Genomic DNA, 26,394 nt, shown 5'->3' with positions numbered 1-26,394 from the left:
TTCGGCGGCCAGAGAGGAAACATAGATGTTTGATTTGACAGGTAAGAATGCGCTAATCACCGGTGCTTCGGGTGGTATTGGCGGCGATATCGCCCGCGCGCTTTACGACGCTGGTGCAACTGTTGGCCTTTCCGGAACGCGCGTGGAGCCTCTGCAAGCTCTGGCCGACAGCCTTGGCGATCGTGCGCATGTCTTGCCGTGTAACCTGAGCGATCCCGAAGCCGTCGAGGCCCTGCCGAAACAAGCGGCTGAGGCGATGGGCTCGGTTGATATTCTGGTGAACAACGCAGGCATCACACGCGACAACCTGTTCATGCGCATGTCGGATGAAGAATGGCAGAGCGTGATCGACGTGAACATGACCGCAACGATGAAGCTGTGCAAAGGCGTGATCAGGGGCATGATGAAGGCGCGCTGGGGTCGGATCGTCAATGTCTCGTCCGTTGTGGCTGCGATCGGAAACCCAGGGCAGGCGAACTATGCTGCCTCCAAGGCCGGCATGATCGGCTTTTCCAAGGCGCTGGCGCATGAGGTTGCGACCCGTGGCATTACCGTTAATGCGGTTGCGCCGGGCTTTATCACCACCGCGATGACCGAGAAGCTGACGGATGAGCAAAAGAAGGGTCTGCTGCTCAAGGTTCCGGCCGGTCGTATGGGTGATCCGCAGGAAATCGCAGCCGCTGTGCTGTATCTGGCAAGCCCTGAAGCAGGTTATGTTACCGGAAGCACCTTGCATGTGAATGGCGGTATGGCCATGTTGTAATCGCAATTCAGGGTGGGCGCGAAAGCGTTTGCCTTGTGCGTTGTCTGTGCTATAGGCGGCGCATATGCGCAGGAACCGGTCCAAGGGCCGGTTCTCTGATTTCCCGGGGACCCGGGACCCAAACCGCCCGGAAAGGGCAAAACAAGTCCACCCCGAACGGGCAAGGGCAGAACCGGGCGGACAGCCCTGAAATTGAAATGAGGAATAGACATGAGCGACGTCGCAGATCGCGTAAAGAAGATCGTTGTTGAGCACCTGGGTGTTGAAGAGGACAAGGTTGCCGAAAACGCCTCGTTCATCGACGATCTGGGCGCAGACAGCCTGGACACCGTTGAGCTGGTAATGGCGTTCGAAGAAGAGTTCGGCATCGAGATTCCGGACGACGCAGCCGAGACCATCCAGACCTTTGGCGACGCGGTCAAATTCATCAGCGAAGCTTCCTAAGCTGACCTGACTGAGACAAAAACGGCGCTTCCGGGCAACGGAAGCGCCGTTTTTTTATGCTCTGCCACATTTCGCGCTTGCTTTGAGGCGTTGAGGCTCCGCACTCTGACACCTGAGGCAAGTTTCTGAGCGGGCAAGGGCATGATAAGATCCACCCCGATGATCAATACGGCGCGTCTGACCTTGTGTGCAATGCGCCCCGAGGATTTCAACCGGTTCGCCGAAATCTGGCGCGACCCCGAAGTTGTACGCCATATCGGAGGCACCCCGAAAACGCGCGGCGAGGCGTGGGATTCTTTCCTGCGCAACGCTGGACATTGGCAGATGACCGGGTTCGGTCAATGGGGTGTGATGCTGCAGTCGAATCGTACTCTGATCGGGCAAGCCGGGTTCTTCTATGGCAACCGGTCTCTGGGCGATGATTTTGATGGTTTTCCCGAAGCCGGCTGGGTTCTGGCCCCGGACATGCAGGGGCAAGGATACGGGTGTGAGGCCGCGCAGGCGGCGCACGACTGGTTCGACCGGATCATACCGGGCCCGTTGGTTGCGCTGATCGACGCGGACCATGCAGCCTCACAGCGATTGGCTGAAAAGCTGGGCTACAAGCTGTTGCGCGAAGCTGAATACCGCGACACGCCCGTTCATCTGTTTCGCCGTGACGGACCTCCTACACAGGTGTGAAACGCATTGGGCAGTGCGATGCCGCAAAATGGACGAGCTTTGCCGATCTTGTGAAACAAAGCGGCAAATTGAGACTCTATGCTATCGTGGAATTACGGAATGATTCAGCGGAGGATATGAATCATGATGATTTACCCCACGATGGAGTTGCAGAACGGTCGGTGCGTTACGCTGGACAAGGGGCGTCTGGATGAAGCGATGATCTGGCATGTAGATCCGGTCGAGACCGCGCGCGGCTGGTCTGCGGCTGGAGCGGAATGGATGCAGCTTACGGATTTTGACGCGATCGAAGGCCGGGATACCAATTCAGAACTGATCGAAGAAATCATTCGCTCCTCTGAAATGTCAGTGCAGTTGGCAGGGGGGATGCGGACCCGCGAGCATGTTGAACATTGGATCAACAAAGGGGCTGGTCGAATCGTGATTGGCACACTTGCGGCCTGGGACCCGCAGTTAGTTAAGGAACTGGCCAAGCTTTATCCCGACCAGATCGTGTTGGCGGTTGATGTTTGGCAAGGGCAAGTGATGACCGAAGGTTGGCGCAGCCAAAGTGCGTTTACCCCGGAAGCCTTCATCGAAGCTTTCGCGGATACGCCTCTTGCAGCAATTTTGGTGACCGATATCGATAGCGATATGGAAGACGTCGAGGCGCAGCTGGGTCTGATTTCAGGACTGGCCGAAAAATCGCGTACACCGATCATAGCCAGCGGTGTCGTGCGTACCAGCGACGATATCTCTCGTCTCGCCTATATCTCGAATATTTCGGGTGCGATCGTTGGCCGGGCACTGTTCCGCAAGTCCGTCGATCTGTCCGAAGCATTGGAGGTCGCCCAATCGGCACACGAGCCAGTCGCCGAGTTCCAGTAAACTTCAGTACCAGACGACCCGCCTTTCCCGTTGAAGGAAGGGCGGGTTTTTGCCTTTCAGGCATCGTTCAACTCAATTGACAGAGGATTTGAACAGGTTACGGCACAAGGATGCCGGTTCAGAATATGCCGTTGCTCTTGCCCCCGCACCCCGGGCCGGGGTATGAGCGGTTCTCATAACAGGAAGCAGGCAAGAGGCACTTCATGCGCAGAGTCGTTGTAACCGGTCTTGGATTGGTCACTCCTTTGGCCAGTGGGGTCGAGGAAACATGGTCACGGCTGCTGGATGGAGAATCCGGCGCAGGACCAATCACGCAGTTTGATGCCGAGGCAAGCGGGGTCACCACGACCTATGCCTGCGAAGTGCCGCGCGGAGATGGCACCAACGGGACGTTTAATCCTGACGATTGGATGCCGCCGAAAGAACAGCGCAAGATTGAAGATTTCATCCTATATTCCATCGCTGCAGCCGAGATGGCTTGCAAGGATGCCAATTGGCTGCCCGAAGACGAAGAAGACCGCCTGCGCACGGGCGTTCTGATTGGGTCCGGTATCGGTGGGCTGGGATCAATTGCCAACACGGCCAACCTGATCCGCGACAAAGGTCCGCGCAGGGTTTCTCCGTTCTTTATCCCGGGCGCGCTGATCAATCTGGCCTCGGGGCAGGTTTCGATCCGTCATGGGTTCAAGGGGCCGAACCACTCGGTCGTGACGGCTTGCTCGACCGGTGCTCATGCGATCGGTGATGCCAGCCGCATCATCCGCGCCGGGGATGCAGACGTGATGATCGCAGGTGGAGGCGAGGGCTGTATTTGCGAAATCGGTATCGCCGGCTTCAACGCCTGCAAGGCGCTGTCGACCAAATACGCCGATGATCCAAAGAAAGCGAGCCGCCCCTATGACATCGACCGCGACGGTTTCGTCATGGGCGAAGGTGCAGGCATTGTAGTTCTTGAGGATTACGAACACGCCAAAGCGCGCGGTGCCAAGATTTATGCCGAGGTTCTGGGCTATGGGATGTCGGGTGACGCTTATCACATAACCGCGCCGTCCGAGGATGGCGACGGGGCCGAACGCTCGATGAAAGCAGCGCTGCGTAGTGCGGGGCTTGAGCCGAAGGATCTGGATTATATTAACGCGCATGGGACCTCGACCATGGCGGATACGATTGAGCTGGGCGCGGTAGAACGCCTGCTGGGGGATCACGCCAGCAACGCGACGATGACTTCGACCAAATCAGCCACTGGTCACCTGCTGGGCGCCGCTGGCGCGATTGAGGCGATCTTTTCGATCCTTGCGATCCGCGATCAGGTTGCACCGCCGACCATCAACCTGGACAACCCTGCGGTGGAGACTCCGATCGACTTGGCACCGAATGCAAAACGAGAGCGTGAGATCAACGTGGCTTTGTCGAACTCGTTCGGGTTTGGCGGCACCAATGCAAGTGTGATCTTCGGAAAGGTCAGCTAAATGTGGCGAGCGCTCGCTTCGAATGCGTTGACAATACTGATCGTTGGGCTGTTCCTGATGGGCGGTGTCGTCCTGTGGGGGCAGTCGCAATACAAGTCCGAAGGACCGCTGGAAACCGCGATCTGCCTGCAGGTAAAGCCAGGCTCCAACATGACACGGGTCAGCCGTGACCTCGAGGATCAAGGTGCGATCAGCAGCGGGTTGATTTTCCGCTTAGCTGCTGATTACACAGACAAATCTCAGCAGCTGAAAGCGGGTAGCTTTCTGGTTCGCGAAGGCGCGTCGATGGAGCAAATCGTCGACGACATAACTCATAGCGGTGCCAGCACTTGCGGGACCGAGATCGAATACCGCATTGGCGTGACCCGTATGCAGACCCGCGTGCGGGAACTGAACCCGGCGACTCTGGATTTTGATGAGGTGGCTTCCTTTGTGATCGGCGAAGAGGACGCCCCGGAAGTTTATGCAGAAAAACGCGGTGAGGCGGATACGCGTTATCGCATCTCGTTAGCTGAAGGCGTCACCAGTTGGCAGATTGTCGAGTCGCTAAAGGCGATGGATTTGCTAACCGGCGAAGTAGCAGAATTGCCCGCTGAAGGGATGTTGGCCCCTGACAGTTATGAGGTCAGACCCGGTGAAGATCGGAATGCAATTCTTGCTGAAATGCAGGAAAAACAACAGCTTAGAATCAACGCAGCGTGGGAGGGGCGTCAGGATGGTTTACCTCTGAACAGCCCCGAAGAGATGCTGATTTTGGCTTCGATCATCGAAAAAGAAACAGGTCAGCCGGAAGAGCGTGGCCAGGTAGCCAGCGTTTTCGTTAACCGTCTGAACCAAGGTATGAGGCTGCAGACAGACCCGACGGTGATCTATGGTGTAACCAAAGGGCAGGGTACTTTGGGTCGCGGTTTGCGGCAAAGCGAACTGCGCCGTGCGACGCCTTGGAACACCTATGTCATCGAAGGGCTGCCACCCACCCCGATTGCCAATCCGGGTCTTGCGAGCCTTGAGGCTGCGGTGGCACCTGACAACACGGATTTCATCTTCTTTGTTGCGGACGGAACCGGTGGTCATGCCTTTGCCGAGACCCTGCAAGAGCACAATCGCAACGTCGCAAAGTGGCGTGAGATCGAGGCTGAGCGGAATTCCGGGAACTGATTCAATCGTCCGTGTTGTACAGGTTTGAAACGGCACTTTGTCCGACTTGTACAACACGAATCTCTGACCCCGATAAAGCAACGGCCCGGTCAATCGACCGGGCCGTTTCTTATTCAGGCCGCTTTCGCGCGACGCGGTCGGCGGCGTTTCTGACCGCCCGGTTTGGGCGCACCAGAGTGCTGAGGTTTCGGGCCGCGACGGCGGTTGCTTGGGCGGCGCGGGGTTTTCTTTGGTGAGATTGCTTCAGGCATCTCACCGCTGGCGACCGGGATTTCGATCTTCATCAGCTTCTGAATCTGACGCAGCAGGTCGACCTCTTCCGCCGAGCAGAAGGCAATGGCCTCGCCCTCGCGGCCTGCACGAGCGGTGCGGCCGATGCGGTGGACATAGTTGTCCGGTACCTCGGGCAGGTCGTAGTTGATCACATAGGCCACGCCCGGAATATCGATGCCGCGCGCGGCGACGTCGGTAGCGACCAGAACATTGACCTCACCGGCGCGGAACGCCTTGATGGCGCGGTCGCGTTGGCCCTGACTTTTGTTGCCGTGGATCGAGGCTGCATTGTAGCCATCGGCGACAAGCCCCTTCATCAGCTTTTCGGCCCCATGTTTTGTGCGGGAGAAGACCAACGTCAGCGCGTCCATGTCAGCCGAGAGGATCTCGCGCAGTTTGGCGGGTTTTGCAGGCTTTTCAACAAAGTGGATCGACTGCGTGATCTTGTCGGCTGCTTTGCCGGGGGGCGAGACCTGCACCCGTTGCGGGTTGGTCAAATAGGCACGGCTGAGCTCTTCCATTTGCTTCGGCATGGTGGCTGAGAACAGCATGGTTTGGCGCGGCGTGCCCAGTTCCGGCGCGATCCGACGCAGGGCATGGATGAAGCCCATATCGAGCATCTGGTCAGCCTCGTCCAGCACAAGGTGCTTGACTGAACCCAGATTAACCGCACCGCGATCCATCAGGTCGATCAGGCGACCGGGGGTGGCGACAAGAATGTCGGTGCCGCGCGCCAGAAACATGATCTGCTTGTTGATCGACTGACCGCCAACCACGGTCGCGACGCGGATCTTGGTTTTCTTGGTCAAGTTGCGAAGGCTGTCGGCGATCTGGTTGACCAACTCGCGGGTGGGCGCAAGGATCAGCGCCTTGGCGGTTTTGGGATCGGGCTTGCCGGGCTGGGCCAGCAGATGGTCGATCAGCGGCAGGCCAAAGGCCAATGTCTTACCTGTACCGGTCTGGGCGAGGCCAAGGATATCGTGACCATTCAGGGCCAGCGGGATCGCCTGGTTCTGGATCGGGGTCGGTTGAGTGAAGTTGGCGCGTTTGAGCGCATCATTTAGAGCGGGCGCAAGGCCCAGCATATCGAAGTCGAACAAATATCTATCCTTTACAGCCCGAGGCAATGGCCCACGGGCAAGTCGTGATGGGCCGCATCCGCGACCGGCAGGGGTTGTGCGAAACCTCAGGACGTGCAGGCGTTCCCTGCAGCATCTGGTTGTCGCGTCAAGAACCCTGCGTGATGGGGAACTATGGGTGAATCGGGCGCTGTTGGGGGCGGTGTCGCCCACGTGCTCACGCGGTAGCGCTGTTTGAGGGGCACATGCGCCTTGCGGTCGCGATTGTCAAGCGCCGTGTCGGCGATAAGCTTGCGCGGGTTGCGCGTTTGCCAGATACGGTTCGGAAGGTTTTATGAGTCGGGTCATGACATTCAGAGCTTTACACGGAGCGGATTTGAGGACCGCCAGCGTCGCCCTTGTCATCGGCGGGATGATGTGGGGGCTGTACTGGATTCCGGTTCGCTACTTTGTCGACCAAGGACTGGATGGCCCATGGCCCGGTATTGTGATGTACACCTCGGCGTTGATCGTACTGACGCCTTTCCTGATGCGCGAACGGCAAGCGCTTTTGAAAGACTGGCGCGGGCTGATCTTGAGCGGGATGTTCACCGGTGCTGCGTTCAGCTTGTTTACCATCAGTCTGGTTTACACAGATGTCGTCCGGTCAATCCTGCTGTTCTATCTGACACCGGTCTGGGGAACGATCCTTGGAATGGTGTTTCTGGGTGAACGTCTTGGCCCGGCGCGCGTGCTGGGCTTACTCTGCGGTCTGGGTGGCATGTTCATCGTGCTTGGCGGAGAACAGGGGTTTCCTTGGCCGCGCAATACTGGAGACTGGCTGGCCCTGATCTCGGGGATCACTTGGGCGATGGGATCGCTGGGGCTTTATCGGACGTCCGGTATCTCTGTTCCGGGGCAGGTTTTTGCCTTTGTTTCAGGCGCTTTGGTGTTGTCTCTGCTGAGCGTTCCATTCAGCGGCGGTTTTGCGTCATCAGAGGCAGTCGGCGAGATGTTTATACGTATCGGCCCGGTCGCGTTGCTGTCGGTCCTGTACACCTTGCCGATGTTTTTTCTGACGATTTGGCCCGCAACCAAGCTGACCCCGGCACGCGTTGGTCTACTGCTGATGAGCGAAGTTGTGGTGGGCCTGATCTCGGCGGCGGTCTTCTCGGGCGAGCCGTTTGGGATGAGAGAAGCATTGGGTGCGGCGTTGATCGTAAGCGCTGCGTTTCTTGAGGTCATGCGGGGCTGATCGTTAACAGATCGGACGCCGGGTGTTGCATCTGCGTTGTGTAACGCATTGACTTTGAGCGCTTTTCTTGGTACGAATTATGTCATGCTAGAAGAGGTGGGCAACGGCCCCGGGGCGACCCGGCGGTCGTTTTTCGTTTCTCTCGTGCGGAAAAACTCACGCATGAGGTCACAGGCAAACATGACTTTGATTACCCCGGAAGAGCGGATTTCTCAGACGGCTGATTTATTGCAGTCGCTTGAGCGATCCATTCGCGATCTGCGCCAAGCGGCGGAAGAACTGCGAAAACAGATCGGTGCCGGGGAGGATGCAGACCTTGCCGGAACAGGCAAGCAACTGGGTCAGCTAGAGGGGCTGATCCGCAGTTGCCAGAAAGTGGAGACAAGCTTTGTCGAACAACATCACAGACAAGCCGGAATTGCCCAAGGGGGCTATGCGCTCGACCTTGATCGGGCACGATCTGAGATCGGGTGCAGGCTGGCTCGCCTCCGCGCCTGCTGCGGTGCAGGACAGATTTCTGAGTGAGATCGGGGAGGGGGGGCTGTGTGCCCTCCCTTTCCTGTTCGAGTTCTGGGCGCTGCCGCATCAGTTGCCGCCCGAGGGCGACTGGCGGTCCTGGGTGATCATGGGTGGGCGCGGGGCCGGTAAGACGCGGGCGGGGGCCGAGTGGGTTCGGTCGGTGGTCGAGGGGTCTTTGCCGCTGGATCGGGGGCAGGCGTGTCGCGTGGCTCTGGTCGGTGAGACATTCGATCAGGTGCGAGATGTGATGATCTTTGGGGATAGCGGGATATTGCAGTGTTCACCGCCGGATCGGCGGCCTGTTTGGAAGGCGTCCGAACGCAAGCTGGTTTGGCCTAACGGGGCCGAGGCGCAGGCGTTTTCGGCGCATGATCCCGAGGGGCTGCGGGGGCCGCAATTCGATGCGGCCTGGGTGGATGAGCTGGCCAAGTGGAAGAAGGCGGGCGAGACCTGGGATATGTTGCAATTTGCGCTGCGGCTGGGGGAACGGCCGCGGGTCTGTGTGACCACGACGCCGCGCAATGTGAAGGTTTTGAAGGAGTTGCTGGCGTCTCCGTCCACGGTGCAGACCCACGCGCCGACCGAGGCGAACCGGGCCAATCTGGCGGGTTCCTATTTGGAAGAGGTACGCGCGCGCTATGCCGGCACGCGGCTGGGGCGGCAGGAATTAGACGGGGTGTTGCTGTCGGATGCTGAGGGCGCGTTGTGGACGGGTTCGATGCTGGAGGCGGCGCGCTGTGCGCAGGTGCCCGCATTGGACCGGGTTGTCGTGGCGCTGGACCCGGCGGTGACGGCGGGGTCGGATGCGGATGCCTGCGGGATCGTGGTCGTTGGTGCTCAGCTACAGGGGCCACCCGAGGACTGGCGGGCCTATGTACTGGCTGACCGGACGGTGCAGGGCGTTGGCCCGGCTGGCTGGGCGCAGGCGGCGATTGACGCGATGGATGAGTTCGGGGCCGAACGGCTGGTGGCCGAGGTCAATCAGGGCGGGCAACTGGTGGAAGAGGTCGTGCGGCAGGTGGACCCTCTGGTGCCTTATCGCGCGGTGCGGGCGTCACGCGGCAAGGTCGCGCGGGCCGAGCCTGTAGCGGCGCTATACGATCAGGGGCGTGTGGCCCATTTGGCCGGGTTGGACTCGCTGGAGGAGCAGATGCGCCAGATGACCGCGCGCGGGTTCGAAGGGCAGGGCTCACCCGACCGGGTCGACGCGCTGGTCTGGGCGCTGCATGAGTTAGTTGTGGGGCCTGCGGGGGCGTTTAGAAGGCCGAGGGTGCGGAGTTTGTGAGCACTCTGAGGGGTGCTCTACAAACAATCATATTTCTCCTAAAGGGCTGATCTTTCGCTGGGCGCATTCAGGTTCAGGGCGTTGGGTATTCTTGATTCCAACTGTCCTCGTATTCGCCGAGCAACCGGGACAACGTCAGCAGCGAAGAAAATAGCCTTGCGTGGACATCCGGCGACATCATGGTTTTGTAGTCATCAAGTAGCTGCACAAGAACGACTACGTTGGAGGCAAACACCTCGTAGACGTGTTTGTCGGCAGCAGTAGGTTCCTTGGTCCAGTTATTGTTCGTATCGGAGTGTCCGGACGGTGCAGGTTCGTTTTCAGTCATCGGGTGGCCTCTTCAATTTGAAGCACACGTGGGGGCATGTGAAACGCAGACAATTGCCGTGGCATGAAATCACAAGAACTTGGCGGCGATTGCAAAGGAATTTGGTCGGACGTTGAGCGCGCCGCGGCTATTGTAATAGTCCAAGCTGGAGTCAGGGCCAGGGCTCGCCCGACAGAATAGATGCGTTGGTATGGGCGCCGCATGAATTGATTGTGGTGCCTGCGGGAGCGTATGGTCGGCGTCGGGTGCGAAGTTTGTGATTAAAACGCGTATTTCGAAGCTAGTGGCTCTACGACAATGCTTAGCCTTTAGCAGGCCTGTTTCCAGACCAACGGAAAAGAACAATAGGTCAAACCGGCGTGCTAACCGCAGACCAACGATCAAATTGCGACACTGGTTTGAAGTTTCAATTCATGCCAATACCAGCCCATACTACTTGAGAGTATGGAGAAGGCATTTGAGCAAATACCCCAAATTAAACATAGCTCTCGAGTACTTAGAAGCAGCTATTGAAGAAAGAGAGTTGCGTCAAAGATATTTCGCCGCAATGAATTTGGCCGGAGTGGCAGAGGAGCTTCTTGGCAAGCTTATTCGTGCAAATGGCGATGTGGACCAAATGACTGAAGCAGTTAATCGTTTGAACGTCATCCAAAAAGTGGGCGTGGAGCAACTCGGCTGGAAGAAGTTGAGTGAAAAAGAGCTCAGAAAATTACTTGTGCGCCCCAAAAACAGCATCAAGCATATGGATAGTGTTGCATCTGAGAATAGTGCTGAGTTGTTCTTTGAGGTGGAGGATGAGTCAAAGTGGCTCATTCAATCAGCTATCCGCAATTTGGACATTCTCAATATTGATTACTCAAACGTCGTATAAGAGTTTGTAAATAAGCACGCAGCAGACGTATGAAAGCTGCAACAATTGCTCTTTGGGATCGATACCCACCCTAGTGATTTAGCCAAAATGTCGTGGACATCACATGTCGGTCATGTTTGTTTTCGAGGCGTGGGCAGTGCAGATCGTAAACTTCGAAAGTCCGGAGCTGCCGATTAATTGTCTTGTTGCCTGATGGCAGTCGGAGAATGGTCGCTGACCCGTTGCCCACCCCCCGAACGCCCCATTCCCAAGGCTTAAACTTCTTTCCCTCATAACTCCTTTCAACAAGCCGGGCAGAGCGGCGGCAGAAAGGAGCACAGATGGTATTCGATTTCTTGCGTCGTGGATCGGCTGAGGCAACGCCCGAGGCGAAGGCGAGCACGGCGGGGCCTGTGGTGGCGTGGCAGACGGGCGGGCGCGTGGCGTGGAGCCCTCGGGATGCGGTGTCGCTGACGCGGACGGGGTTTTCGGGGAACCCGGTGGGGTTTCGCTCGGTCAAACTGATTGCTGAGGCGGCGGCGGCGTTGCCTTTGGTGTTGCAGGATCAGGCGCAGCGGTTTGATATGCATCCGATCCTGTCCCTGATGCGCCGTCCGAATGCGGCGCAGGGGCGGGCGGAATTGATGGAAGCCTTGTTTGGGCAGTTACTGCTGTCGGGCAATGCCTATGTCGAAGCGGTGCAGGCCGAGGAAGGGCTGCCGGTTGAGCTGCATGTCTTGCGCTCGGACCGGATGAGCGTGGTGCCGGGGGCCGATGGCTGGCCCAAGGCCTATGACTATGCGGTGGGCGGCAAGAAGCACCGGTTTGAGGCGGAAAATATCTGCCATATCAAGTCGTTCCATCCGCAGGATGACCATTACGGGTTCTCGCCCATGCAGGCGGCGGCGATGGCGATTGATGTGCATAACAGTGCGTCGCGGTGGTCTAAATCGTTGTTGGACAATGCAGCGCGGCCTTCGGGGGCGCTGGTGTGGAAGGGTGACGGCCATGGGGTGATGGCCGAGGATCAGTTCCGGCGTTTGTCGGATGAGATCGAGCAGAACTATCGCGGGGCACGCAATGCCGGGCGTCCGATGGTTCTGGAAGGGGGCTTGGATTGGAAGCCGATGGGGTTCTCTCCGTCCGATATGGAGTTTCAAAAGACCAAGGAAGCCGCCGCCCGCGAGATCGCGCTGGCCTTTGGGGTCCCGCCGATGCTGCTGGGGATCCAGGGCGATGCGACCTATTCGAACTATCAGGAGGCCAACCGGGCGTTTTATCGCCTGACCGTGCTGCCCCTGGTGACGCGGGTGGCGGCGGCGGTGTCAGAATGGCTGGCGGGCTTTATCGGTGAGGATCTGATGCTGAAGCCTGATCTGGATCAGGTGCCGGCGCTGTCGGCGGAACGGGATGCGCAATGGGCGCGGGTCAACGGGGCGGATTTCCTGACGGATGCGGAAAAGCGCGCGTTGCTGGGGCTGCCGGAGCGTGGCGATGGGTGACGGTTATCCTCCGTTCGACTGCGCGCCGGGCTTGCGTCTGGCCGCACATGAGCGAGTGGCCGAGATCCAGCACGCCCACCTGTGTCGGCGGTTGGATCAGATCGAAGAGATGATGGAGCGGCTGGAGAAGCGGTTGTGGCTGACGGTTTACGGCGTGGCGGCGGTGATTTTGGCGCAGGCGTTTCAGTCATTCCTTGTGGTAACGCCATAATGTCAGTGGGTTACATGGAGAAGTTCATGGATTTTGAACATAAATTCGCGCGGTTTGGCGACGGGTTGTCGGTGTCCGAGGATGCGGTGATCGAGGGCTATGCCAGCCTGTTTGGGCAGGTCGATCAGGGCAGCGATGTGGTGCAGCGCGGGGCGTATCGCGGCTCGCTGGACGGGCTGTCCAAGGCGGGTCAGCGGGTCAAAATGCTGTGGCAGCACGATCCGGCGCAGCCAATCGGCGTCTGGGATGAGGTGCGCGAAGACGACAAGGGCCTGTGGGTCAAAGGCCGTCTGCTGGAGGCCACGCAAAAGGGCCGTGAGGCTGCCGAGTTGATCCGGGCGGGCGCTATGGATGGCCTGTCGATTGGCTATCGCACCAAACGGGCCGTGAAGAATGACAAGGGCCAGCGGGTCCTGACTGAACTGGAGCTATGGGAGGTGTCGCTGGTGACTTTCCCGATGCTGCCCAGTGCGCGGGTGGCGGCGAAAGGCGTGGAGCCTGACGTTGAAAACACCTGGCGCAGTATTGCTGAGGTGTTCAACGACGCCCGGCAGGAGCTGGCGCGGATCTAGCGCCTCTAACCCCCCAATAAGGAAGTGCTGATGAGCAAGACCGAGACCCCGGCCTTGACCGGAGACGGTGCGTCCCTGGTTCAGGAGGTGAAGCAGGCGATGGCTGGCTTCGTGAATGAATTCAAGGGCCTCAAGGCCGAAGTTAAAACGCAACTGCAACAGACAGAAGAGCGACTGACCATGCTGGATCGTAAATCAACCATCGCGGCGCGTCCGCACCTTGCGGCATCGATCGAAGAAGGCGCCCCGCATCAGAAGGCTTTTGACGCCTATGTGCGTTCGGGCGAGGATGACGGGCTGCGCGGGCTGGAGATTGAGGCCAAGTCGCTTTCGACGGCGGTGAACAGCGACGGTGGCTATCTGGTCGATCCGCAGACGGCTGAGATGATCAAGTCGGTGTTGAATTCGACCGCTTCGATCCGTTCGATTGCGTCAGTTGTGAATGTCGAGGCGAACTCGTTCGACGTGCTGATCGACCACACCGATGTGGGCGCGGGTTGGGCGGATGAAAACTCGGCCACGGCTGAGACCTCGACCCCATCGATTGATCGGATTTCGATCCCGCTGCACGAGCTGAGCGCGCTGCCCAAGGCGTCGCAGCGTCTGTTGGATGACAGTGCGTTTGATGTCGAAGGTTGGCTGGCCGGTCGTATCGCCGACAAGTTTGCCCGGGCCGAGGCAGCGGCGTTTATCAATGGCGACGGTGTGGACAAGCCCAAGGGTATCCTGACCCACCGCACGATGGAAAACGGCAGCTGGGGCTGGGATAGCCTGGGTTATGTCGCGTCGGGCATTGATGGTGGCGTCGATGCGGATGCGATTGTGGACGTGGTCTATGCGCTGGGCGCGCAGTACCGGGTGAACGGCACTTTCGTGATGAACTCGAAAACCGCGGGTCTGATCCGCAAGCTGAAGGACAGCGATGGCCGCTTCCTTTGGTCGGATGGCCTAGCCGCTGGTGAGCCTGCGCGTCTGATGGGCTATCCGGTGCTGATTGCCGAGGACATGCCGGATGCGGCAACCGACAGCTATTCGATTGCCTTCGGTGACTTCCAGTCGGGCTACACCATAGCCGAACGTCCCGATCTGCGGGTGCTGCGCGATCCGTTCAGCGCCAAGCCGCATGTCCTGTTCTACGCGACCAAGCGCGTGGGCGGTGATGTGAGCGATTTTGCTGCAATCAAACTGCTGAAATTCGGCATCGCCTAAGCGGTGGCGGATCCGGGGGGCTGCAAGGCCCCTCGGGCGGCGGGCGCGGGCCGGGGTGAGATCCCCCGCGTTGTCTAGCTGCTCCCCTCCGTCCGAGCAACGTGGGGCGGCGCGTGCCCGTCATTTTCCAAGGATACGGCCCCGGAGGGGTCCGAGATTGCGGAGTGAATGGATGATGTTGATCGAAGAAACCGCCATCGCGGATGCGGCGCTGCCGGTGGATCAGTTCAAGGCGCATCTGCGGTTGGGCACGGGGTTTGCCGAGGGCAATGTGCAGGACGAGGTGTTGAATGGCTTTCTGCGTGCGGCCATTGCGGCGATTGAGGCGCGCACCGGTAAGGTGCTGATCGAACGGGATTTCTCGTGGAGCCTGAACGGTTGGCGCGATCCAGCAGGTGAAGTGCTGCCGGTGGCCCCGGTGGTCTCGGTTGCTGCGATCACGCTGACGGATGCGGCGGGGACCGACACGGTTGTGGATGCCGAAGCTTACCGTTTGGAGCGCGACATGCAGCGCCCTCGGTTGCGTCCGGTTGGCGCTTGTTTGCCAAGGGTGCAGACCGGCGGCTCGGTGAAGATTGCCTTCACTGTCGGGATGGCCACGGATTGGGGCGAGCTGCCCGCTGATCTGGGGCAGGCGGTGCTGCTGCTGGCGGCGCATTACTACGAATATCGCGATGAGACGGCGCTGGGCGCAGGGTGCATGCCGTTTGGCGTGACCAGCCTGATCCAGCGCTATCGCACGGTGCGTTTCGGCGCAGGGGTGACGCAATGAGCGCGCCGCGACTGAACCGCAAGCTGGTGCTGGAGGCTCCGGTGCGCAGCGCCGATGGTGCGGGGGGATATACCGAGACCTGGGCCGCGCTGGGTGCGCTTTGGGCCGAGGTGACGGCGCGCAGCGGGGCGGAACGCGCGATCGGTGGCGCGTCGGTGTCGCGGGTCGGGTATCGGATCGTGGTCCGAGGCGCGCCCGAGGGATCATCAATGCGGCCCGCGCCAGATCAGCGCTTTCGCGAAGGCGCGCGCCGGTTCGTCATCCGCGCCGTGGCCGAGCGTGACCCGCGCGGCCAGTACCTGACCTGTTTCGCAGATGAAGAGGTGGCGGCATGAGCTATGGCGTTGCAGCCGCTTTGCAGGCGGCGGTGTTTCAACAGCTTTCGGGCGACGCGCAGGTCAGCACGCTGTCGGGCGGTGCGATCTATGACGCCGTGCCTTCGGGGGTGTTGCCGCAGACCTATGTGACCTTGGGGCCGGAGGAGGTGCGCGAGGCGTCGGACCGATCCGGTTCGGGTGCGGTGCATCGGTTCATGGTCTCGGTGGTGTCCGAAGCGGCGGGCTTTGGCGCGGCCAAGACGCTGGCAGGCGCGGTGTGTGACGTGCTGGAAGGCGCGGCGCTGTCTTTGGACCGGGGCCATCTGGTGGGGCTGTGGTTCGAACGCGCCAGTGCCCGGCGTACGGGAACCGGCGGCGCGATCCGCCAGATCGACCTGAGATTCCGCGCCCGCGTGGAAGACGACTAAGCAAATAACGGAGAGAGCATATGGCTGCCCAGAACGGAAAAGACCTGTTGGTCAAAGTGGATATGAACGGCACCGGCCTGTTTGAAACCATCGCGGGCCTGCGCGCCACGCGGATCAGTTTCAATGCGGAAAGCGTGGATGTCACCAGCCTGGAAAGCCAGGGCGGGTGGCGCGAGTTGCTGTCGGGGGCGGGGGTCAAATCGGCCTCGATCTCGGGCTCGGGCGTGTTCAAGGATGAAGGTACTGATGAGCGGGCGCGTCAGCTGTTCTTTGATGGCGAGACGCCTGGGTTTCAGGTGATCATCCCTGATTTTGGCATAGTCGAAGGCCCGTTTCAGGTCAGCAGCATCGAATATGCGGGCTCGCATAACGGTGAGGCGACCTATGAGATGAGCATGGCAAGCGCCGGTGCGCTGAGCTTTACGGCGCTCTGATGGCCAATCCGTGGACGGGCGAGGTGGCGCTGACAATCGATGGGGAGCAGCGGGTGCTCAAGCTGACATTGGGTGCTTTGGCGGAATTGGAACAAGAGCTGCAGGCCGGGTCTCTGGTCGAGCTGGTGCAGCGGTTCGAGGGTGGCGCGTATTCCAGCGGCGATGTGCTGGCGTTGCTTGTTGCCGGGCTGCGCGGCGGCGGGTCTCAGGTGACCCGCGATGATCTGCTGCATGCCGAGATTGCGGGCGGGCCGATGGCGGGGGCCAAGGCGGCAGCCGAGTTGCTGGCGCGGGCCTTCATGGTGCCCGAGTGAGCGGGTTCGACTGGGCCGTACTGATGCGGGCCGGGTTCCTCGGCCTTCGCCTGACGCCGGATCAGTTCTGGCGTCTGACCCCGGCTGAGCTGCGGCTGATGCTGGGGCAGGGCGCCGGGATGCCCGCGATGAACCGGGCAGGGCTGGATGCGCTGCTGGCGGCCTATCCGGACAAGACACAAGGAGAGCGTAATGACGGATCGTGATGGTTTTGACGACCTGCAGGAGCGGGGAGAGGCGCTGGGTGATGCGCTGGGCGATGCGGCGACCATGGCCTCGGCATTTGATGGCCAGATGCGGCGGATCAAGGCCGCGTTTGAAGAGACCGGCAAGGATGTGGCCACGCTCGAGCGTGGCATGTCCGGCGGGTTGCGCAAGGCGTTTGATGGCGTGGTGCTGGACGGAATGAACCTTTCAGGCGCGCTGGATGTGCTGAAGAACTCGATGATCCGCACGGCGTATTCGGCGGCGATCAAACCGGTAACGGATCATTTTGGCGGGATGCTGGCCAACGGGGTTGGTGGGTTGGTTCAGGGGATTCTGCCCTTCGCGGACGGAGGCAGTTTTTCTCAGGGCCGTGTGATGCCGTTTGCCAATGGTGGGGTCGTTAGCAGTCCAACCATGTTCCCGATGCGAGGCGGCACCGGGTTGATGGGTGAGGCGGGTCCCGAGGCGATCATGCCACTGGCGCGCGGGGCCGATGGCAAGCTGGGTGTGCGGTCACAGGGCGGCGCGCGAGCGGTCAACGTGGTGATGAATATCTCAACACCGGATGTGCAGGGGTTCCGCCGCTCTCAAGGCCAGATCGCGGCGCAGATGAGCCGCGCATTGGGCCGCGGCAATCGCAACAGATAAGGGGAGCAGGCGATGAATTTCCACGAGGTGAGATTTCCCGCCAGCCTGAGCTTTGGCTCGGTCGGTGGGCCGGAACGGCGCACGGATATCGTGACGCTGGCCAACGGGTTCGAAGAACGCAACACGCCCTGGGCGCATTCGCGCAGGCGCTATGATGCGGGTCTGGGGATGCGGTCGCTGGACGATGTCGAGACGCTGATCTCGTTTTTTGAGGCGCGGCTGGGCCAGATGTTCGGGTTCCGCTGGAAAGACTGGTCGGATTTCAAGTCGGGCGCAGCAACGGCTGAGGTCGACAAGGGCGATCAGGTGATTGCGCGCGGAGATGGCGAGACGACCGATTTTCAGCTGATCAAGACCTACAGCTCGGGCGGGTTCAGCTATGTGCGGCCAATCCTGAAGCCGGTACTGGGCACTGTGACACTGGGGCTGGATCAGGACGCGCTGCGCGAAGGCGTGGACTTTGAGGTCGATCTGGCGACCGGACGCGTGATGTTCTCGGCCCCGCCGCCTGAGCAGGTCGAGATTACAGCCGGGTTTGAGTTCGACGTTCCGGTACGGTTCGACACCGACAAGATCCAGACCAGCGTGGCCAGCTTTCAGGCCGGTGACGTCCCGAATGTACCGGTGGTCGAGGTGCGGGTCTGATGAGCGGGGACAAACAGGCGCTGCAGGCGCATTTGCAAAGCGGGCTGACCACCACCTGTCGTTGCTGGGCGATCACGCGCAGCGACGCACAGGTCTATGGTTTCACGGATCACGATATGGAGTTGCGCTTTGACGGGCTGGTGTTCAAAGCCAGTACCGGTCTGACCGCTGCGGCGATCGAGCAGGCAACCGGCCTGTCGATCGATAATACCGAGGCGATGGGCGCGCTGTCTGATGCCTCGGTCCGGGAAGAGGATATCGAGGCGGGGCGCTTTGATGGGGCCGAGGTGCGGGCCTGGCTGGTCAATTGGGCCGATCCTGAGCAGCGGATGCTGCAGTTTCGTGGTTCGATCGGTGAGTTGCGTCGTGCTGGCGGGGCGTTTCATGCGGAATTGCGCGGGTTGACCGATCTGCTGAACCGGCCTTTAGGGCGGATTTATCAGAAGCCCTGTACGGCAGTGTTGGGGGATAAGGCGTGCCGCTTTGCCCTGGAGACGCCGGGTTATCGCGCTGAGGCTGAAATTGTCGCGCTGGACGGCGCGGCTTTGCGTTTGCAGGGCGCGGAGAGTTCTGATGCGGGTTGGTTTGAACGCGGCAGGCTGGATGTGCTGGACGGGGCTGCGCAGGGCCTGTGGGCCTCGATCAAGCTGGATGAACAGGTCAGAGATGGCCGCGATGTCACGCTGTGGTCGGCGATTGGCGGCGGACTGGCGGTTGGGGACCGGGTCCTGCTGATCGCCGGGTGTGACAAGCGCACGACCACTTGCCGACTGAAGTTCAACAACATGCTGAATTTTCAGGGCTTCCCTGACCTGCCGCACGAGGATTGGGTCATGGCCGTACCCAAGCGCAGTAGTCAACACAAAGGGGGAAGCAGGCGATGATGCGGACAAAACAAGATATCGTGGACGAAGCGCGCGGCTGGCTGGGCACACCTTATGTTCATCAGGCCTCTGTTCGGGGTGCAGGCGCCGATTGTCTGGGCTTACTGCGGGGCGTTTGGCGGGCGGTGATGGGGCATGAGCCTGAGGCGGTGCCGGTCTACAGCATGGATTGGTCCGAGCCACAGGGTGAGGAGCGCATGTGGGCCGCAGCCCGTCGCCATCTAGTCGAGAAATCGGCCGATGATTTGGCCCCCGGGGATGTATTGCTGTTTCGGATGCGGGATGCGGCAGTGGCAAAGCATCTGGGCATCGTCAGCGCCCAAGACCCGATGCGATTCATCCACGCCTATACCGGGCATGGGGTTGTTGAAAACACGCTGAGCGAGCCTTGGCGTCGCCGCGTGGTCGCTTGTTTCGAGTTCCCGCTGGAGGATTTCTGATGGCCACAATAGTTCTGTCTGCTGCAGGTGCGGCAATAGGTGGTTCGATCGGGGGCTCGGTTGCGGGTCTGTCCACGGCGGTGATTGGCCGCGCGGTCGGAGCGACGCTGGGGCGGGTGATCGACAACCGGTTGATGGCCAGCCAATCCGTAATGGGCGGCGGCAGCGAGGTGGTCGAGACCGGGCGTCTGGATCGTTTCCGTCTCACCGAAACCGGTGAGGGTGCGACCGTCGCGACGGTCTACGGCCGGATGCGAGTTGGAGGACAGGTCATCTGGGCCTCGGACTTTCTGGAAACCCGATCGACCTCGACGACGACGCAAACATCAGGCGGTGGAGGCAAGGGGAAACCCAAGCCCGTTGAAGTGACGACAACGACAACCACGCATAGCTACAGCTATTCGGTGTCTCTGGCGATTGCGGTGGGCGCGGGACAGGTTGCGGATATCACGCGTGTCTGGGCCGATGGTGAAGAGGTCGAGCGCCGAACGCTGAACATGCGGATATATCGCGGCGATCACGAGCAATTGCCCGACCCGCTGATTGAAGCGGTCGAAGGGGCAGGCACGGTGCCCGCCTATCGCGGCACGGCTTATGTGGTGATCGAAGATCTGGCGCTGGGCCCCTTTGGCAACCGCGTGCCGCAATTCTCGTTCGAGGTGGTGCGGCAGGAACAAGACGAGATGCCGGATGCCGAGGACGCGCTGTCTCGGATCATCAAGGGGGTGGCCTTGATGCCGGGTACGGGTGAATACGCGCTGGCTTCATCTCAGGTTAATTACACCAAGGGCCGGGGGCGCAGTTGGGCGGCGAATGTCAATTCACCATCGGGCAAGTCCGATCTGGTGACCTCGACGCGGGCGCTCGGCCAGGAATTGCCGGGCTGCGAGGCGGCTTCGTTGATCGTGTCGTGGTTCGGCGATGATTTGCGCTGCGGAGAATGCCAGATCCGCCCCAAGGTTGAACGCAAGAATATCGAGGGCGCAAACATGCCCTGGAGTGTTTCAGGTCTGTCCCGAACTGCGGCGGGGCAGGTGAAATGGCAGGATGGGCGTCCGGTTTATGGCGGCACACCGGCTGATGCGGCCGTAGTGCAGGCGATCCGGCACCTGAAGAACTCGGGCAAACGGGTTATGTTTTATCCGTTTATTTTGATGGAGCAATCAGAGGGCAACGGCCTGCCTGATCCGTGGTCCGATGCGCCGGATCAGCCACATTTGCCTTGGCGTGGGCGGATCACTTTGGATGTTGCTCCGGGGCGGCCAGGCTCGCCGGATCAAACTGCCTATGCGGATGCGCAGGTGGCGGCGTTCTTTGGTACGGCGCGCGCGTCACATTTCTCGACCAGCGGCAGCAAAGTGACCTATCGCGGCCCTAGCGAATGGGGATTACGGCGGTTCATTCTGCACTATGCGGCCCTTTGCAAGGCGGCGGGCGGCGTGGAGTCCTTCTGCATCGGGTCCGAGATGCGCGGGCTAACGCAAATCCGCGGCGCGTCTGGCTTCGCTGCAGTTGCGGGGCTGCGGTCTCTGGCCGCGGAAGTGCGCGCGATATTGGGGCCGGAAACTAAGATCGGCTATGCCGCAGACTGGACCGAGTATTTCGGGTATCAGCCGCAAGACGGCACCGGAGACCGGTATTTCCACCTCGACCCGCTTTGGGCCGATGAGAACATAGATTTTGTCGGCATCGACAACTATATGCCGCTGTCCGACTGGCGGGACAGGGCCTCGCATCTGGACGCTGAGGTGTCGAATGGGTCGATCTACGATCTGGACTATCTGCGCGGCAATATCGAAGGTGGCGAGGGGTATGATTGGTACTATGCCTCACCGGAGGAAGCTGAAGCGCAGATCCGAAGCCCGATCACTGATGACGATCATGGCGAGCCGTGGGTCTGGCGGTACAAGGACCTGCGCAACTGGTGGGCGAACCGACATCATGAGCGGATCGGGGGCGTGCGGCAGCAAACACCCACGGGTTGGGTTCCGGGGTCCAAGCCAATCTGGTTCACCGAACTGGGCTGCGCGGCCATCGACAAGGGCACGAACCAGCCGAACAAATTCTTGGACCCAAAGTCGTCTGAATCGAATTTGCCGCGCTATTCCAACGGAGTACGGGATGATTTTATCATGGTTCAGTACCTTCGGGCCGTCCTTGGCTATTGGGATGATGCTGAGATCAACCCGGTTTCAGATATCTATGACGGCCCGATGGTGGACCTGTCGAACGCCTTTGTCTGGGCTTGGGATGCGCGTCCGTTCCCGACTTTCCCGAACCTGCGGTCGCAGTGGTCGGACGGCGATAACTATGCACGTGGGCATTGGCTGAACGGGCGATCCGGGTCGCGGACTCTGGCCTCGGTCGTGACAGAAATCTGCCATGAGGCAGGGGTGACGGCGATTGATGTGTCCGAGCTCTACGGCGTGGTACGCGGTTACGCGGTTGAGGACGTAATGAATGCTCGGCAGGCCTTGCAGCCGCTGATGCTGCGCTATGGGTTCGACGCGATCGAGCGGGACGGGGTGCTGAAGTTCAGAACCCGCGACGGGCGTCGGGCCGTTGACATTGACCCCGAGCAGATCGCCATCAGCGCGGATATCGACGGGCCAGTGGAACAACGCCGCGAGGCTGAGGCCGAGATGACTGGGCGTGTGCGTCTGCGGTTCGTCCAATCGGATGCGGACCATGATGTTGTCGCGGAAGAGGCCGTCTTGCCTGATGACAGAACCCATTCGGTCGCCGTCAACGAAATGCCATTGTCGATGACTCGCGCCGAAGGGCGTCAGACGGTCGAGCGCTGGCTAAGCGAGTCCCGCATCTCGCGCGAGACTGTGCGATTTGCTCTGCCGCCCTCGCTGCTGCATGTCGGAGCCGGCGATCTGGTGCGTTTGCCGGATGGCGGGGACGGAACGCTATATCGGATCGACCGGCTGGAACAGGCCGAGATGCAATTGGCAGATGCGGTGCGGATTGAACCCGGAGTTTATACCCCGTCCGATGTTTTGGATGATGTAGCGACAGCCAAGCCATTCATTGCTCCGGTGCCAGTTCTGCCGGTGTTCATGGATCTGCCGCTGATCACTGGATCCGAAGCGCCCCATGCGCCGTATCTGGCGATATCGGCCGAGCCCTGGCCCGGTAACGTGGCGGTCTATTCGGCTGCACAGGATGAGGACTATACCTTGCATCAAGTGATCGCGGGGCAGGCGGTGATTGGCTTCACCGAAACACCCCTGCGACGCGCAGGCGCTGGGATCTGGGACGAAGGGGCCGCGTTGCGTGTCAACTTGATCGATGGCGTGTTGGAGTCTCGTCCCCGCTCGGCGTTGCTGAGTGGTGCCAATCTGGCTGCCATCGGTGACGGAACACCGGGCAATTGGGAAGTGTTTCAGTTCTCGGATGCGGTCTTGCAGGAGACTGGCGTTTACAATTTGTCAGGCCGCTTGCGTGGTCAGCTGGGTACGGATGCCCTGATGCCGGATGTATGGCCTGAAGCGTCTACCTTTGTCCTACTGGATGAACGTGTTTATCAGACCGGATTGCTGCGCACCGAACGCCGCGTGGCCAAGCATTACCGTATCGGCCCTGCAACGCGCGGCTACGAGGACCCGGCATATGTGCATCTGGTTGAAGCGTTCGATGGCAATGGGCTGAGGCCTTATGCGCCAGTGCATTTGCAGGCTTCTGCGTCGGCTACCGGGGACAAGATCTCGTGGGTGCGCCGCACCCGGATTGACGGCGATGACTGGAGCGCATTGGATGTGCCTCTGGGCGAAGAAAGCGAATCCTATCTGATCCGCGTCTTCACTGAGGGTGCTTTGTTGCGCGAAACTGTCACCAGTGATCCGGTTTGGCAGTATTCTGCCGCGATGAAAGCCGATGACGGGCTGGCCGGACCCTACGATATCGCAGTCGCGCAGGTTTCGGCTACCTACGGACCCGGGGCGTTTGCGCGCCTTTCGGTCTGCTAGCCGTGCGGCCAGTCCTGCACGGAGATCTCAGCGCGGCGGCGCGGGCTTTGCTGGCCGCGCCGCGAACCGACCGCGATAGGATAAGCACCCTCCTGATTGCTGAGGCCGAACTGGCGGATCGACATGTCGCCAGAACAGGGCGGTTGCATCCTGTTTATGGAAATGGCTCGTTGATGGCAGCCGCGCGCTGCCGGCCCTTGGCAGACGAGCCAAATTTCGACGATCTGCAATATTGCCAATGTTTCGAGATGGTTCTGCGCAAACTGATCCGGTTCCAAATCAGCCAGATGCGCAGCTGACACATTTTGAGGCGGCAAGGTCCAGCTCTAGCCTTCCGTGCGCTATTTCCTCGCCGCAATCTTCGCAATAGCCGAATTCGTCTTCGTCCATCCGGTTCAGCGCGGCCCGAAGCCGATGCGTTTCGGTGTCGCGCCGGGCCTGTTGCGCCTTGGCCATTGCTTGATTTTGCAACGCATCCATCCGGCTGAGCCGACCCACTGCCTGTTGATCCAGCTCCACAACTGATTGCGCATCCTGACCGGCGGCGGATTGCGCGGCCAGATCGCGAAGGCGCTGGTGAATAAGCTTCCGAAAATGGTCCAGATCGGCTGAGTTCATTTTTTGTTGTAGTGCATATCAAGGGTTTGCGTTTGGTAATTTTACGACTAGATGGCTATTCTAAGCGCAGCAAAGGATGAAAAGCCATGTTCGAAACGCGCAGCCAAGTGACACCTGTGGACCCGGTTTGGGACCGCATCACCTCGGAAGCCCATGCAGCCGTCGAGAAAGAGCCGCTGATGGGTGGGTTGGTGCACGCCTGTATCTTGCATCACCGCAGTCTTGAGAGGGCATTGTCCTATCGCATCTCGGCCAAGCTATGCTCGAATGAGATGTCGATGATGGTACTGCGTGAGATCGTGGATGAGGCCTATGCTGACGACAAAGCGTTGATTGAAGCCGCGCGCGCGGACCTGATGGCTGTTTATGAACGCGATCCGGCCTGCCACCGCCTGCTGCAACCGATCCTTTATTTCAAAGGGTATCAGGCGATGCAGGCTTATCGCGTGGCCCACTGGCTTTGGAACAAGGGGCGCCATGATCTGGCGTATTTCTTCCAGATGCGATCTTCCGAGATATTCGGCATTGATATCCATCCAGCTGCCCGCATCGGTAAAGGCATCATGATCGACCATGCCCATTCTATCGTGATCGGTGAAACCGCTGTGGTTGGGGACAATGTTTCGATGCTGCATTCGGTGACGCTGGGCGGAACCGGTAAGGAAGAAGAACAGCGCCATCCAACCATTGGTGACGGCGTTCTGATCGGCGCGGGTGCTAAGGTTCTGGGCAATATCGAGGTTGGCCATTGCAGCCGTATCGCCGCTGGATCAGTGGTGCTGCAGGAAGTGCCACCGTGCACGACGGTCGCTGGCATTCCCGCCAAGATCGTGGGCGAGGCCGGGTGCGATCAGCCGTCAATCTCGATGGATCATATGCTGGGGAAAGACCAGTAATTCGGAGTGAATAGACGAAAAAGGCCGCCTCGGGGTTCGAGGCGGCCTTTTTTGTGCATGATCTTCTGGGCTTAGGCCAACATGACCATCGGATTTTCCAGGTTGTCGACGATGGCTTGCAGCAGCTGAGCGCCAAGCGCGCCGTCGATGACCCGGTGATCGACCGACATGGTGACGGACATGACGGTTGCGACCGTCAGTTCTCCGTCATCGCCCACGATGGGTTTCTTGAGGCCGGTACCAACTGCGAGGATACCTGCATGCGGCGGGTTCACGATGGCATCGAAATTGTCGATGCCGAACATGCCGAGGTTCGAGACTGCGAAAGTACCGCCTTGGTACTCGTGCGGGGCCAGCTTGCGCTCGCGGGCGCGTCCGGCGAGGTCTTTCATCTCGGTCGACAGCGCCGACAGCGATTTGGTGTCGGCATCTTGCAGGACCGGAGTGAACAGACCGCCCTCGATGGCGACGGCAACAGCTACATCCGAAGGTTTCAGTTGCAGAACCCGGTCACCCGCCCAGACGGCATTGCACTCGGGCACCTGTTGCAGCGCGTTGGCGACGGCCTTGATGATGAAGTCGTTGACGCTGAGCTTCACACCCCGGCCTTCGAGCTGCTTGTTCAACTGGCTGCGGAACTTGAGTAGCGCATCCAGCTTAATGTCGCGACGCAGGTAGAAATGCGGGATGGTCTGTTTGGCCTCAGACAGACGCGCGGCGATGGTCTTGCGCATGCCATCGAGTTTGATCTCTTCGTATTCGCGGCCTTCGTACATCTTGGCCACGGCGTCCGCCGATGGACCTGCGGGAGCGGCGGCGGTTGGGGCGGCTGCAGCAGCAGGCGCAGGTGCCGCTGCAGGTGCGGCTGTGGCGCTTTCCACATCGGCTTTGACGATACGGCCATGAGGGCCAGAACCTGAGATTTGAGCCAGATCTAGACCCTTTTGCGCGGCAATCCGACGAGCAAGGGGGGAGGCAAAAATACGACCGCCATCCGCTTTGGCCGGTGCCGCTGGGGCAGGGGCGGGCGCCTCGGGTGCCGCCGGTGCGGCAGCCTCGTTGCCCGCTGCGGCAGCTGGCGCAGCCGCGGGAGCAGCGGTTGGCGTTGCACCGATATCATCAGCGCTTTCCCCATCTTCCAGCAGGACTGCGATGGCGGTGTTGACTTTAACGCCTTCGGTTCCCTCAGGAATAAGGATCTTGCCGACGGTGCCTTCGTCAACGGCCTCGAACTCCATTGTTGCCTTGTCGGTTTCAATTTCGGCCAGCAGATCGCCCGAGGAGACGGTGTCGCCTTCCTTGACGAGCCATTTTGCAAGTGTGCCTTCCTCCATCGTCGGGGACAGGGCAGGCATCAGGATTTCGGTGGGCAT

General features: G+C 60.2%; 31 protein-coding genes. 27 read left to right on the top strand and 4 right to left on the bottom strand.

Annotation, left to right across the window (positions count from 1 at the left end; genetic code table 11):
- The first annotated feature begins 25 nt into the window (after nt 1-25).
- From fabG to mltG, 6 genes are all read left to right on the top strand, one after another.
- Entirely contained in the window at nt 26-763 is a 738-nt protein-coding gene (gene fabG / locus ACR0AY_RS04535) for a 3-oxoacyl-[acyl-carrier-protein] reductase (RefSeq protein ID WP_170396459.1), read from the top strand.
- A gap of 210 nt (nt 764-973) precedes the next feature.
- Nucleotides 974-1,207 (top strand): acyl carrier protein, encoded by a 234-nt coding sequence (locus tag ACR0AY_RS04530; protein ID WP_008756330.1) that lies wholly within the window; start codon nt 974-976, stop codon nt 1,205-1,207.
- A gap of 141 nt (nt 1,208-1,348) precedes the next feature.
- The gene (locus ACR0AY_RS04525; RefSeq protein WP_170512917.1) at nt 1,349-1,888 is read left to right on the top strand and encodes a GNAT family N-acetyltransferase; all 540 of its coding nucleotides are present in this window, start codon (nt 1,349-1,351) and stop codon (nt 1,886-1,888) included.
- 123 nt (nt 1,889-2,011) lie between these two features.
- Complete coding sequence (locus ACR0AY_RS04520; RefSeq protein WP_170396463.1) at nt 2,012-2,755, top strand: 1-(5-phosphoribosyl)-5-[(5-phosphoribosylamino)methylideneamino]imidazole-4-carboxamide isomerase; 744 nt, start codon at nt 2,012-2,014, stop codon at nt 2,753-2,755.
- 203 nt (nt 2,756-2,958) lie between these two features.
- Nucleotides 2,959-4,224: a beta-ketoacyl-ACP synthase II gene (fabF, locus tag ACR0AY_RS04515; RefSeq protein ID WP_170396465.1), complete on the top strand. Its 1,266-nt coding sequence runs from the start codon at nt 2,959-2,961 to the stop codon at nt 4,222-4,224.
- Nucleotides 4,225-5,382 (top strand): endolytic transglycosylase MltG, encoded by a 1,158-nt coding sequence (gene mltG / locus ACR0AY_RS04510; RefSeq protein ID WP_170512919.1) that lies wholly within the window; start codon nt 4,225-4,227, stop codon nt 5,380-5,382.
- Between the two features lie 113 nt (nt 5,383-5,495).
- Here mltG and ACR0AY_RS04505 read toward each other — a convergent pair whose 3' ends face one another.
- Entirely contained in the window at nt 5,496-6,755 is a 1,260-nt protein-coding gene (locus ACR0AY_RS04505; RefSeq protein WP_170512921.1) for a DEAD/DEAH box helicase, read from the bottom strand.
- 325 nt (nt 6,756-7,080) lie between these two features.
- Between ACR0AY_RS04505 and ACR0AY_RS04500 the strand changes: the two genes are divergently transcribed.
- The 3 genes from ACR0AY_RS04500 (at nt 7,081) to ACR0AY_RS04490 (ending at nt 9,772) form a co-directional block, all read left to right on the top strand.
- Complete coding sequence (locus ACR0AY_RS04500) at nt 7,081-7,968, top strand: DMT family transporter (RefSeq protein WP_480453758.1); 888 nt, start codon at nt 7,081-7,083, stop codon at nt 7,966-7,968.
- Nucleotides 7,969-8,148: 180 nt separating this feature from the next.
- Nucleotides 8,149-8,493, top strand: a complete 345-nt coding sequence (locus ACR0AY_RS04495; protein ID WP_039536221.1) for a hypothetical protein — start codon at nt 8,149-8,151, stop codon at nt 8,491-8,493.
- A complete protein-coding gene (locus ACR0AY_RS04490) occupies nt 8,402-9,772 on the top strand; it encodes a DNA-packaging protein (RefSeq protein WP_480453757.1) in 1,371 nt (456 codons plus the stop codon). The genes ACR0AY_RS04495 and ACR0AY_RS04490 overlap by 92 nt, the downstream gene beginning before the upstream one ends.
- Nucleotides 9,773-9,845: 73 nt before the next feature.
- Here ACR0AY_RS04490 and ACR0AY_RS04485 read toward each other — a convergent pair whose 3' ends face one another.
- Nucleotides 9,846-10,100, bottom strand: a complete 255-nt coding sequence (locus ACR0AY_RS04485; protein ID WP_170396475.1) for a hypothetical protein — start codon at nt 10,098-10,100, stop codon at nt 9,846-9,848.
- 457 nt (nt 10,101-10,557) lie between these two features.
- On the opposite strand from ACR0AY_RS04485, the gene ACR0AY_RS04480 reads away from it, so the two are divergent.
- The 17 genes from ACR0AY_RS04480 (at nt 10,558) to ACR0AY_RS04400 (ending at nt 23,806) form a co-directional block, all read left to right on the top strand.
- Nucleotides 10,558-10,971 (top strand): hypothetical protein, encoded by a 414-nt coding sequence (locus ACR0AY_RS04480; protein WP_170512925.1) that lies wholly within the window; start codon nt 10,558-10,560, stop codon nt 10,969-10,971.
- A gap of 320 nt (nt 10,972-11,291) precedes the next feature.
- Nucleotides 11,292-12,452, top strand: a complete 1,161-nt coding sequence (locus ACR0AY_RS04475) for a phage portal protein (protein ID WP_170512927.1) — start codon at nt 11,292-11,294, stop codon at nt 12,450-12,452.
- On the top strand, nt 12,445-12,663 hold the full coding sequence (locus ACR0AY_RS04470) for a GTA head formation protein, RCAP_rcc01685 family (RefSeq protein ID WP_010442100.1): 219 nt from the start codon (nt 12,445-12,447) through the stop codon (nt 12,661-12,663). Before ACR0AY_RS04475 ends, ACR0AY_RS04470 begins: the two co-directional genes overlap by 8 nt.
- Before the next feature lie 14 nt (nt 12,664-12,677).
- Nucleotides 12,678-13,235: an HK97 family phage prohead protease gene (locus ACR0AY_RS04465; protein WP_480453846.1), complete on the top strand. Its 558-nt coding sequence runs from the start codon at nt 12,678-12,680 to the stop codon at nt 13,233-13,235.
- 30 nt (nt 13,236-13,265) lie between these two features.
- Complete coding sequence (locus ACR0AY_RS04460) at nt 13,266-14,444, top strand: phage major capsid protein (protein ID WP_170512931.1); 1,179 nt, start codon at nt 13,266-13,268, stop codon at nt 14,442-14,444.
- A gap of 172 nt (nt 14,445-14,616) precedes the next feature.
- A complete protein-coding gene (locus ACR0AY_RS04455; RefSeq protein WP_480453755.1) occupies nt 14,617-15,216 on the top strand; it encodes a head-tail connector protein in 600 nt (199 codons plus the stop codon).
- Nucleotides 15,213-15,551: a phage head closure protein gene (locus tag ACR0AY_RS04450; protein WP_170403111.1), complete on the top strand. Its 339-nt coding sequence runs from the start codon at nt 15,213-15,215 to the stop codon at nt 15,549-15,551. Before ACR0AY_RS04455 ends, ACR0AY_RS04450 begins: the two co-directional genes overlap by 4 nt.
- Nucleotides 15,548-15,961, top strand: coding sequence for a DUF3168 domain-containing protein (locus tag ACR0AY_RS04445; protein WP_170403108.1), 414 nt, complete (start codon nt 15,548-15,550; stop codon nt 15,959-15,961). Before ACR0AY_RS04450 ends, ACR0AY_RS04445 begins: the two co-directional genes overlap by 4 nt.
- 20 nt (nt 15,962-15,981) lie before the next feature.
- Entirely contained in the window at nt 15,982-16,395 is a 414-nt protein-coding gene (locus ACR0AY_RS04440) for a phage major tail protein, TP901-1 family (protein ID WP_170374021.1), read from the top strand.
- A complete protein-coding gene (locus ACR0AY_RS04435) occupies nt 16,395-16,709 on the top strand; it encodes a gene transfer agent family protein (RefSeq protein ID WP_170512020.1) in 315 nt (104 codons plus the stop codon). Before ACR0AY_RS04440 ends, ACR0AY_RS04435 begins: the two co-directional genes overlap by 1 nt.
- Nucleotides 16,706-16,915, top strand: coding sequence for a rcc01693 family protein (locus tag ACR0AY_RS04430; protein ID WP_170403104.1), 210 nt, complete (start codon nt 16,706-16,708; stop codon nt 16,913-16,915). Before ACR0AY_RS04435 ends, ACR0AY_RS04430 begins: the two co-directional genes overlap by 4 nt.
- The gene (locus ACR0AY_RS04425) at nt 16,902-17,564 is read left to right on the top strand and encodes a phage tail tape measure protein (protein ID WP_170403101.1); all 663 of its coding nucleotides are present in this window, start codon (nt 16,902-16,904) and stop codon (nt 17,562-17,564) included. Before ACR0AY_RS04430 ends, ACR0AY_RS04425 begins: the two co-directional genes overlap by 14 nt.
- Before the next feature lie 12 nt (nt 17,565-17,576).
- A complete protein-coding gene (locus tag ACR0AY_RS04420; RefSeq protein ID WP_170512935.1) occupies nt 17,577-18,209 on the top strand; it encodes a DUF2460 domain-containing protein in 633 nt (210 codons plus the stop codon).
- Nucleotides 18,209-19,093 carry a baseplate hub domain-containing protein gene (locus ACR0AY_RS04415; protein ID WP_170512937.1) on the top strand — a complete coding sequence of 295 codons (885 nt, stop codon included), beginning with the start codon at nt 18,209-18,211 and terminating at the stop codon, nt 19,091-19,093. Before ACR0AY_RS04420 ends, ACR0AY_RS04415 begins: the two co-directional genes overlap by 1 nt.
- Entirely contained in the window at nt 19,093-19,533 is a 441-nt protein-coding gene (locus ACR0AY_RS04410) for an NlpC/P60 family protein (protein WP_170513050.1), read from the top strand. The genes ACR0AY_RS04415 and ACR0AY_RS04410 overlap by 1 nt, the downstream gene beginning before the upstream one ends.
- Complete coding sequence (locus tag ACR0AY_RS04405) at nt 19,533-23,507, top strand: baseplate multidomain protein megatron (RefSeq protein ID WP_170512939.1); 3,975 nt, start codon at nt 19,533-19,535, stop codon at nt 23,505-23,507. The genes ACR0AY_RS04410 and ACR0AY_RS04405 overlap by 1 nt, the downstream gene beginning before the upstream one ends.
- Before the next feature lie 2 nt (nt 23,508-23,509).
- Nucleotides 23,510-23,806, top strand: coding sequence for a DUF7742 family protein (locus ACR0AY_RS04400; protein WP_170403088.1), 297 nt, complete (start codon nt 23,510-23,512; stop codon nt 23,804-23,806).
- Here ACR0AY_RS04400 and ACR0AY_RS04395 read toward each other — a convergent pair.
- The gene (locus tag ACR0AY_RS04395; protein ID WP_170396506.1) at nt 23,787-24,125 is read right to left on the bottom strand and encodes a TraR/DksA C4-type zinc finger protein; all 339 of its coding nucleotides are present in this window, start codon (nt 24,123-24,125) and stop codon (nt 23,787-23,789) included. The genes ACR0AY_RS04400 and ACR0AY_RS04395 overlap by 20 nt on opposite strands.
- A gap of 86 nt (nt 24,126-24,211) precedes the next feature.
- On the opposite strand from ACR0AY_RS04395, the gene cysE reads away from it, so the two are divergent.
- Nucleotides 24,212-25,021 (top strand): serine O-acetyltransferase, encoded by an 810-nt coding sequence (gene cysE / locus ACR0AY_RS04390; protein ID WP_170396508.1) that lies wholly within the window; start codon nt 24,212-24,214, stop codon nt 25,019-25,021.
- A 71-nt stretch (nt 25,022-25,092) separates the two neighbouring features.
- Here the strand turns inward: cysE and ACR0AY_RS04385 are convergent, their stop codons facing one another.
- Complete coding sequence (locus ACR0AY_RS04385) at nt 25,093-26,394, bottom strand: pyruvate dehydrogenase complex dihydrolipoamide acetyltransferase (protein ID WP_170396510.1); 1,302 nt, start codon at nt 26,392-26,394, stop codon at nt 25,093-25,095.

This window comes from Ruegeria sp. A5 (genome assembly GCF_056543005.1).
Note: the sequence above shows the minus strand (reverse complement) of the source record. Positions and strands in the feature narration are given on the sequence as shown.

What these genes read in the sequence shown, in the direction of transcription:
- fabG (WP_170396459.1), top strand. Translation starts at nt 26, where the DNA reads ATGTTTGATTTGACAGGTAAGAATGCGCTAATCACCGGTGCTTCGGGT.
- ACR0AY_RS04530 (WP_008756330.1), top strand. Translation starts at nt 974, where the DNA reads ATGAGCGACGTCGCAGATCGCGTAAAGAAGATCGTTGTTGAGCACCTG.
- ACR0AY_RS04525 (WP_170512917.1), top strand. Translation starts at nt 1,349, where the DNA reads ATGATAAGATCCACCCCGATGATCAATACGGCGCGTCTGACCTTGTGT.
- ACR0AY_RS04520 (WP_170396463.1), top strand. Translation starts at nt 2,012, where the DNA reads ATGATGATTTACCCCACGATGGAGTTGCAGAACGGTCGGTGCGTTACG.
- fabF (WP_170396465.1), top strand. Translation starts at nt 2,959, where the DNA reads ATGCGCAGAGTCGTTGTAACCGGTCTTGGATTGGTCACTCCTTTGGCC.
- mltG (WP_170512919.1), top strand. Translation starts at nt 4,225, where the DNA reads ATGTGGCGAGCGCTCGCTTCGAATGCGTTGACAATACTGATCGTTGGG.
- ACR0AY_RS04500 (WP_480453758.1), top strand. Translation starts at nt 7,081, where the DNA reads ATGACATTCAGAGCTTTACACGGAGCGGATTTGAGGACCGCCAGCGTC.
- ACR0AY_RS04495 (WP_039536221.1), top strand. Translation starts at nt 8,149, where the DNA reads ATGACTTTGATTACCCCGGAAGAGCGGATTTCTCAGACGGCTGATTTA.
- ACR0AY_RS04490 (WP_480453757.1), top strand. Translation starts at nt 8,402, where the DNA reads ATGCGCTCGACCTTGATCGGGCACGATCTGAGATCGGGTGCAGGCTGG.
- ACR0AY_RS04485 (WP_170396475.1), bottom strand. Translation starts at nt 10,100, where the DNA reads ATGACTGAAAACGAACCTGCACCGTCCGGACACTCCGATACGAACAAT.
- ACR0AY_RS04475 (WP_170512927.1), top strand. Translation starts at nt 11,292, where the DNA reads ATGGTATTCGATTTCTTGCGTCGTGGATCGGCTGAGGCAACGCCCGAG.
- ACR0AY_RS04470 (WP_010442100.1), top strand. Translation starts at nt 12,445, where the DNA reads ATGGGTGACGGTTATCCTCCGTTCGACTGCGCGCCGGGCTTGCGTCTG.
- ACR0AY_RS04465 (WP_480453846.1), top strand. Translation starts at nt 12,678, where the DNA reads ATGGAGAAGTTCATGGATTTTGAACATAAATTCGCGCGGTTTGGCGAC.
- ACR0AY_RS04460 (WP_170512931.1), top strand. Translation starts at nt 13,266, where the DNA reads ATGAGCAAGACCGAGACCCCGGCCTTGACCGGAGACGGTGCGTCCCTG.
- ACR0AY_RS04455 (WP_480453755.1), top strand. Translation starts at nt 14,617, where the DNA reads ATGATGTTGATCGAAGAAACCGCCATCGCGGATGCGGCGCTGCCGGTG.
- ACR0AY_RS04450 (WP_170403111.1), top strand. Translation starts at nt 15,213, where the DNA reads ATGAGCGCGCCGCGACTGAACCGCAAGCTGGTGCTGGAGGCTCCGGTG.
- ACR0AY_RS04445 (WP_170403108.1), top strand. Translation starts at nt 15,548, where the DNA reads ATGAGCTATGGCGTTGCAGCCGCTTTGCAGGCGGCGGTGTTTCAACAG.
- ACR0AY_RS04440 (WP_170374021.1), top strand. Translation starts at nt 15,982, where the DNA reads ATGGCTGCCCAGAACGGAAAAGACCTGTTGGTCAAAGTGGATATGAAC.
- ACR0AY_RS04435 (WP_170512020.1), top strand. Translation starts at nt 16,395, where the DNA reads ATGGCCAATCCGTGGACGGGCGAGGTGGCGCTGACAATCGATGGGGAG.
- ACR0AY_RS04425 (WP_170403101.1), top strand. Translation starts at nt 16,902, where the DNA reads ATGACGGATCGTGATGGTTTTGACGACCTGCAGGAGCGGGGAGAGGCG.
- ACR0AY_RS04420 (WP_170512935.1), top strand. Translation starts at nt 17,577, where the DNA reads ATGAATTTCCACGAGGTGAGATTTCCCGCCAGCCTGAGCTTTGGCTCG.
- ACR0AY_RS04415 (WP_170512937.1), top strand. Translation starts at nt 18,209, where the DNA reads ATGAGCGGGGACAAACAGGCGCTGCAGGCGCATTTGCAAAGCGGGCTG.
- ACR0AY_RS04410 (WP_170513050.1), top strand. Translation starts at nt 19,093, where the DNA reads ATGCGGACAAAACAAGATATCGTGGACGAAGCGCGCGGCTGGCTGGGC.
- ACR0AY_RS04405 (WP_170512939.1), top strand. Translation starts at nt 19,533, where the DNA reads ATGGCCACAATAGTTCTGTCTGCTGCAGGTGCGGCAATAGGTGGTTCG.
- ACR0AY_RS04395 (WP_170396506.1), bottom strand. Translation starts at nt 24,125, where the DNA reads ATGAACTCAGCCGATCTGGACCATTTTCGGAAGCTTATTCACCAGCGC.
- cysE (WP_170396508.1), top strand. Translation starts at nt 24,212, where the DNA reads ATGTTCGAAACGCGCAGCCAAGTGACACCTGTGGACCCGGTTTGGGAC.
- ACR0AY_RS04385 (WP_170396510.1), bottom strand. Translation starts at nt 26,394, where the DNA reads ATGCCCACCGAAATCCTGATGCCTGCCCTGTCCCCGACGATGGAGGAA.